At 58.1% G+C, this 6,747-nt stretch carries 7 protein-coding genes and 1 tRNA gene; all 8 read left to right on the top strand.

Annotation, left to right across the window (positions count from 1 at the left end):
- On the top strand, positions 1-680 hold a 680-nt coding region (locus ACIP1X_RS16410), incomplete at its 5' end, for an ABC transporter ATP-binding protein (RefSeq protein ID WP_400753578.1).
- A 13-nt stretch (positions 681-693) separates the two neighbouring features.
- The gene (locus tag ACIP1X_RS16405; protein ID WP_053116574.1) at positions 694-1,443 is read left to right on the top strand and encodes an ABC transporter substrate-binding protein; all 750 of its coding nucleotides are present in this window, start codon (positions 694-696) and stop codon (positions 1,441-1,443) included.
- 78 nt (positions 1,444-1,521) lie between these two features.
- Positions 1,522-2,214, top strand: a complete 693-nt coding sequence (locus tag ACIP1X_RS16400; RefSeq protein WP_007909165.1) for an ABC transporter permease — start codon at positions 1,522-1,524, stop codon at positions 2,212-2,214.
- The gene (locus tag ACIP1X_RS16395) at positions 2,215-2,904 is read left to right on the top strand and encodes an ABC transporter permease (protein WP_159815479.1); all 690 of its coding nucleotides are present in this window, start codon (positions 2,215-2,217) and stop codon (positions 2,902-2,904) included.
- Positions 2,885-4,120 (top strand): methyltransferase, encoded by a 1,236-nt coding sequence (locus tag ACIP1X_RS16390; protein ID WP_400753576.1) that lies wholly within the window; start codon positions 2,885-2,887, stop codon positions 4,118-4,120. The genes ACIP1X_RS16395 and ACIP1X_RS16390 overlap by 20 nt, the downstream gene beginning before the upstream one ends.
- Before the next feature lie 344 nt (positions 4,121-4,464).
- Positions 4,465-5,301: an FkbM family methyltransferase gene (locus ACIP1X_RS16385; protein ID WP_400753574.1), complete on the top strand. Its 837-nt coding sequence runs from the start codon at positions 4,465-4,467 to the stop codon at positions 5,299-5,301.
- Positions 5,302-5,377: 76 nt separating this feature from the next.
- Positions 5,378-5,453: transfer RNA gene (locus ACIP1X_RS16380), tRNA-Thr, on the top strand.
- A gap of 281 nt (positions 5,454-5,734) precedes the next feature.
- The gene (locus ACIP1X_RS16375; protein ID WP_400753571.1) at positions 5,735-6,724 is read left to right on the top strand and encodes an Abi family protein; all 990 of its coding nucleotides are present in this window, start codon (positions 5,735-5,737) and stop codon (positions 6,722-6,724) included.
- Positions 6,725-6,747: the final 23 nt, after the last annotated feature.

The following is a 6,747-nucleotide window of genomic DNA, read 5'->3' as shown; positions in this document are numbered from 1 at the left end:
ACGGCGATGTGATCTCGATCCTCGGTTCCTCCGGTTCCGGCAACTCCACCGTCCTGCGTTGCATCAACCTGCTGGAAAACCCGCACCAGGGCCAGATTCTGGTGGCCGGTGAAGAACTCAAGCTCAAGGCCGCCAAGAATGGCGAACTGGTTGCCGCCGACGGCAAACAGATCAACCGCCTGCGCTCCGAGATTGGTTTTGTGTTTCAAAACTTTAATCTGTGGCCGCACATGAGCATCCTCGACAACATCATCGAGGCCCCGCGTCGCGTGCTCGGTCAGAGCAAAGCTGAAGCGATCGAAGTCGCCGAAGCGCTGCTGGCCAAGGTCGGCATCTCCGACAAACGCCATGCATACCCGGCGCAATTGTCCGGCGGTCAGCAACAACGCGCGGCGATTGCCCGCACGCTGGCGATGCAACCGAAGGTGATCCTGTTCGACGAGCCCACCTCGGCGCTTGACCCGGAAATGGTTCAGGAAGTACTTAGTGTCATCCGCGCATTGGCCGAAGAAGGCCGCACCATGCTGCTCGTGACCCACGAAATGGGCTTCGCCCGTCAGGTCTCCAGCGAAGTGGTGTTCCTTCACCAAGGCCTTATAGAAGAGCAAGGATCGCCACAGCAGGTGTTCGAAAACCCGCTTTCGGCGCGCTGCAAACAATTCATGTCCAGCAACCGCTAACGGAGCAACATGCATGCAGAACTATAAAAAGGTCTTCCTGGCCGCCGCCGTCACCCTCGCGTTCAGCGCCGGTGCCATGGCTGAAACCCTGAAGATGGGCATCGAAGCGGCCTACCCGCCGTTCAACAACAAAGACGCCAGCGGCAACGTAGTCGGCTTCGACAAAGACATCGGCGACGCCCTGTGCGCGAAGATGAAAGTCGAGTGCAGCGTGGTCACGTCCGACTGGGACGGCATCATTCCGGCCCTGAACGCGAAGAAGTTCGACTTCCTGATCTCCTCGCTGTCGATCACCGAAGAGCGCAAAGGCGCGGTCGATTTCACCGACCCGTACTACTCGAACAAGCTGCAGTTCATCGCACCGAAAAACGTCGACTTCAAAACCGACAAGGACTCGCTGAAAGGCAAGACCATCGGTACCCAGCGTGCAACCCTGGCCGGTACCTGGCTGGAAGACACCTACGCCGATGACATCAAAGTCAGCCTCTACGACACCCAGGAAAACGCCTACCTCGACCTGACCTCCGGTCGTGTCGACGCGATCCTCGCCGACAAGTATGCCAACTATGACTGGCTGAAAAGCGACGCTGGCAAGAACTACGAGTTCAAAGGTGACCCGGTCGTAGAAAGCGACAAGATCGGCATCGCTGTGCGCAAAGGCGACCCACTGCGTGAGAAGTTGAACGCTGCACTGAAGGAAATCGTCGCCGACGGTACCTACAAGAAGATCAACGACAAGTACTTCCCGTTCAGCATCTACTGATCCTGACCTGTGGGACTGGCGCCGTGATGCAACGGCGCCGGCTCCCGACTTTGCCTGCCGCAATTTGAACAGAATTCCATGATTATCGACCTCTACGGATTCGGCCCGGCCCTCGCTGCCGGCGCGCTGATGACCGTCCAACTGGCCCTCACGGCCCTGTGCCTGGGACTGGTGCTCGGTCTGCTCGGCGCCTTGGCCAAGACTTCCCCGTACAAGCCGCTGCAATGGCTTGGCGGCACTTATTCGACCCTCGTGCGTGGCGTCCCGGAATTGCTCTGGGTGCTGTTGATCTACTTCGGTACGGTCAACCTGATGCGCGCCCTCGGTGAGTTTTTCGGCAACCCCGACCTGCAACTCAACGCCTTCGCCGCTGGCGTGATCGCCCTCGGCCTGTGCTTCGGCGCCTACGCCACGGAAGTGTTCCGCGGTGCGATCCTCGCCATTCCCAAAGGCCACCGTGAGGCCGGCCAGGCCCTGGGCCTGTCGAAATGGCGGATCTTCACCCGGTTGATCATGCCGCAGATGTGGCGCATCGCCCTGCCCGGTCTGGGCAATCTGTTCATGATTCTGATGAAAGACACCGCGCTGGTCTCGGTGATCGGCCTGGAAGAAATCATGCGTCACGCGCAAATCGGCGTGACCGTGTCGAAACAACCGTTCACCTTCTATATGGTCGCCGCGATCATGTACCTGGGCCTGACCGTGCTGGCGATGACCGGCATGCACTTCCTGGAAAAACGCGCCGCTCGCGGCTTTGCGAGGAGCGCTTAAATGAACTGGGAAGTCATCATCAAATGGCTGCCGAAACTGGCGCAGGGCGCGACCCTGACTCTGGAACTGGTGGCCATCGCTGTCATCGCCGGTTTGCTGCTGGCGATTCCGCTAGGCATCGCCCGCTCCTCCAAGCTCTGGTACGTGCGCTCGCTGCCTTACGCCTACATCTTCTTTTTCCGTGGCACGCCACTTTTGGTTCAGCTGTTTCTGGTTTATTACGGTTTGGCGCAGTTCGACGCGGTGCGCGCAAGTGCGTTGTGGCCGTACCTGCGCGATCCGTTCTGGTGCGCCACGGTGACCATGACCCTGCACACGGCGGCGTACATCGCCGAGATTCTGCGCGGGGCGATTCAGGCGATTCCTCCGGGCGAAATCGAAGCGGCGCGAGCCTTGGGCATGTCCAAGCCGAAAGCGATGTTCTACATCATCCTCCCGCGCGCAGCGCGCATCGGCCTGCCGGCCTACAGCAACGAAGTGATCCTGATGCTCAAGGCCAGTGCGCTGGCCAGCACCGTGACCTTGCTGGAACTGACCGGCATGGCGCGCACGATCATTGCGCGCACCTATCTGCCGGTAGAAATCTTCTTCGCGGCGGGGGTGTTCTATCTGCTGATGGCTTACGTGCTCGTGCGCGGCTTCAAGCTGCTGGAGCGCTGGCTGCGCGTCGATGCCTGCCAAGGGCGTTGATTCTTCCTACGTGCTGACGGGCGAGGACTTACTCGCCCGCTTCACCGCGCTGGATGCTTTTTTGATTGAGCATCAAGCGCTGTGGAAACCTCGACCGTTCACCCATCTTTCGCTCGCTTGGGAAGCGTCCTACCCGGAGCTAGCCTTGTGGCTACGCGGACGGTCGCTGGAAGACGCGGAAAACGCTCACAACCAACCTGCAGATCTTGTTGATGCGCCGGAGCCGTTTGCTTCACTGGCCGCGTTGTCGGCTGAGTTGAGCGCGGTGGGTGAGCTGCCGGGGCATACGCTGGACGCTGCGGGGCATCGGTTGAATGTCGATGTGCCGGGGCGCAAGTGGCAGCAGATCGAGGCGTTTGCCAGTCGTTTGGCTTTTGCCTCGCAGCCGACGCATTGGCTGGATTGGTGTTCGGGCAAGGGGCATTTGGGGCGGCGCTTGTTGGGATCGGGGCAGCAACTGACTTGCGTTGAATACGATCCTCTGTTGGTCGCCAGCGGACAGGCGTTAAGTCAGCGTCATCACTTGCACGCTTTGCATGTGGAACAGGATGTACTGGCGGCGAACGCCTCTGCTGTATTGAGCGCGAATCACACGCCCGTCGCCCTCCACGCGTGTGGCGATCTGCATGTGCGGTTAATGCAACTGGCCAGCGCCGCAGGTTGCCTGCACATGGCGATCGCGCCCTGCTGCTACAACCGCATCAGTCGTAGCGAGTATCAGGCCTTGTCCTCCGCAGGATCGGCATCGTTCCTACAACTCTCGCTGGAAGATCTCGCTCTGCCGATGAGTGAAACCGTTACCGCCGGTGCACGCGTCCGACGTCAGCGCGACACCTCGATGGCCCGTCGCCTCGCTTTCGACCTGTTGCAACGGCAAGTGCGCGGCGTCGACGAATACTTGCCAACGCCCTCCCTGCCCAGCGCTTGGCTGGACAAACCGTTCGCCGATTACTGCCGCGATCTGGCCGATCTCAAAGAGTTATCCACAGTCGGCACGCCAGATTGGGCCGCACTGGAAGCGGCGGGATGGCAACGACTGGCCGAAGTGCGCAATCTGGAACTGCTGCGCGGATTATTCCGACGACCACTGGAGCTTTGGCTGAACCTCGATCGGGCACTTTTCCTCACCGAACAGGGATACGCCGTACGCCTCGGCACCTTCTGCGAATCAGCGCTGACCCCGCGCAATTTTCTGTTGTTGGCCGAACGCGAATAAACCACCGCCAGCCTGTGGATAACTCTGTTGATGGATTTTACTCGGATCCAATATCCACGCCTGTTTCGGTACTGAAACAGCTCTGGTCATTTTTTGTTCACATAAAGAAAAAACCAATAAAACAGGGATTTGCGAACAAAATGAGAACGCGTCCACAAAAACCGGCCTAAGCACGTCTTCACGGTGCTCGGTTGTGCATAAGCCGCCAATCAAAACGACATAACCGCCGAAAATCAGCAGCGCCCAGGGAATAATTGCAGCAGCTTTCCACCCTTGCTATACAGGTCACAGCGCGCCGGCAGCGCACATTCAAACAAGAAAAATCTGACCGACAGGAAGCGACCGTGACGTTCATTTCTTACGCACAGAATTTTGAAGACGTCCGCCTCTGGCGCGCACTCAAACAGTTCGAGCACGGCTTCTACATCGATGTCGGCGCCAACGACCCGAGCCACGACTCCGTCACCAAAGCCTTCTACGATCACGGCTGGCGCGGCGTTAACGTCGAACCGATGCAAAATTATTACGACGCGCTGTGCCAGGCGCGACCACGCGACGCGACGGTGCAATGCGTCGCCAGCGACCAGCCCGGCGAAATGACCTTCTACGGCATTCCCGGCACCGGCCTCTCCACCGCCGACCCCGCCGTCGCCCAGCAACGCAAAGACCTCGGCATGGACGTGCGCAGCCTTACCGTCAAAGCGCGCACACTGACCTCGATCTGCGAACAATACGCCGCCGACCGACCGATCCATTTCCTCAAAATCGACGTTGAAGGCCACGAGGAAACCGTCCTGCGCGGCATGGACTTCAGCCGCTTCCGCCCATGGATCATCGTCATCGAAACCCCATGGCAACGCGACCACACGTGGGAACACCTGGTCACCGACGCCGGCTACCAGTCGATCCTGTTCGACGGCCTCAACACCTGGTTCCTCGCCGACGAACACCTGAGCCTCAAACCCGCCTTCGACATCCCACCGTGCAACCTCGACAACTTCCAGCTCTGCCAAGGCCACGCCCTCGCCCACCCACTGAGCCCCCGCGAACTCGACACCGCCCAACAACTCGTCGACGCCCTGCACCGCGCCGAGCAGGCCGAAGCGCAGTTGTTGGCCCTGCAAAACAGCCGCACTGTGAAGGCAGTGCAAACGCTGCGAAATGTACTGAGAAAGGCTTGATTTGCAGAGATGCAAAAATAGTCTGAATTCAGGGGTTTACAGAAATTATCCAGTCGCTATAATCGTCGCCCACAACGCCGGTATAGCTCAGTTGGTAGAGCAACTGACTTGTAATCAGTAGGTCCCGGGTTCGACTCCTGGTGCCGGCACCATACAAAACAAAGCCCCTGCAGAAATGCGGGGGCTTTGTTGTTTCTGGCGTTTGGAACTCCTGAGGAGCTTCCACATTGCTGCGACAAAACCACGACGCCTTATCTCAATCACCAGACCGAACTCCGCCCTCCGCACCTCGACCCGTTACAATTTCACATCAGCCCAACATTGACGGGCTCTTGCACCTACCTATAATGCACCCCAACACACCCGCCAAGCCTAGGTTGACCCAGTCAGCAAGCTCAAATCGTGCGGGTTTTTTTTGCCTGGAGAAAACTACATGAGGCCCTTCGACAAGCCGGCCCTCAGCGTAGAACAGCAATTGGAACTGCTAAAGCAACGAGGCCTGCAAGTCGTAAACGACGACCGCGCCATGCGTTTCCTGGAAGTGGTCACGCTGTTCCGCCTGAGTCCCTACATGCGCCCTTTTCAGGAAACAAACCCTGAACACACCTTCAAGCCTGGTAGCACTCTGAAAGCAGTCGTCGACATCTACCGCTTCGATGGCTCGTTGCGACGCATAACCATGGATGCTATCGAACGTGTCGAAGTCGCCATACGAGCGACGATCAGCAATCACATGTGCCCAAAGTACGGGCCTGACTGGCTAGCTGATGCGTCAATCTTCTCCTCCTCATATTCACATGGCGATTTATTGCGGCCCCTGCGAGATCAATTGAGCAAGGAACGCAACAAACTTGGACGTGAGATTGATCGCATAAAAAAGAGCAGCCGAGCAGATCAGGTTCAGCAGCAGCGAATTGAAAATCGCACGCGTGATAACTATTTTCGATTCTACGGATCGACCTATTCCCACCCCGAATTGCCGCCCGCCTGGGCTGTTCTGGAAGAACTCAGCCTTGGAACGGTGTCCACCCTGTTCAATGCCATAGGCAAAAGCGTCGACAAAAAATCGATCGCGAGCAGATTCAATCTCCCCTTCGAAGTGCTGGCCTCCTGGCTCCACACTCTGACCTTCATTCGAAACTGCTGCGCCCACCACTCACGACTATGGAACCGAGAACTCTCGATTCGACCCTCCTTACCTAAAGAATGGGTCATCCAAAATGCGCCTGGCGACCGGCCTCAGCCCAAGCAGCGGCTATATATAGTGTTAACGATGCTGGCGTATCTGACCGATTTGATCAGCCCGGACAGCCAGTGGAAATTTCACCTGGCCGAAATGATGGACGAGAGGGAGCAAGGTTATTTGAAACTTATGGGATTTCCAGATGACTGGAAACGGCAACCGCAATGGTGTTTGGGTTAAGCAGCACTTCTCAGTGCCCTGGG

It is taken from the genome of Pseudomonas sp. NPDC088885, from assembly GCF_044750025.1.
Taxonomy (GTDB): Bacteria; Pseudomonadota; Gammaproteobacteria; order Pseudomonadales; family Pseudomonadaceae; genus Aquipseudomonas; species Aquipseudomonas rustica.
Note: the sequence above shows the minus strand (reverse complement) of the source record. Positions and strands in the feature narration are given on the sequence as shown.

Coding starts and splice junctions, on each gene's coding strand:
- ACIP1X_RS16405 (WP_053116574.1), top strand. CDS start 694: ATGCAGAACTATAAAAAGGTCTTCCTGGCCGCCGCCGTCACCCTCGCG.
- ACIP1X_RS16400 (WP_007909165.1), top strand. CDS start 1,522: ATGATTATCGACCTCTACGGATTCGGCCCGGCCCTCGCTGCCGGCGCG.
- ACIP1X_RS16395 (WP_159815479.1), top strand. CDS start 2,215: ATGAACTGGGAAGTCATCATCAAATGGCTGCCGAAACTGGCGCAGGGC.
- ACIP1X_RS16390 (WP_400753576.1), top strand. CDS start 2,885: ATGCCTGCCAAGGGCGTTGATTCTTCCTACGTGCTGACGGGCGAGGAC.
- ACIP1X_RS16375 (WP_400753571.1), top strand. CDS start 5,735: ATGAGGCCCTTCGACAAGCCGGCCCTCAGCGTAGAACAGCAATTGGAA.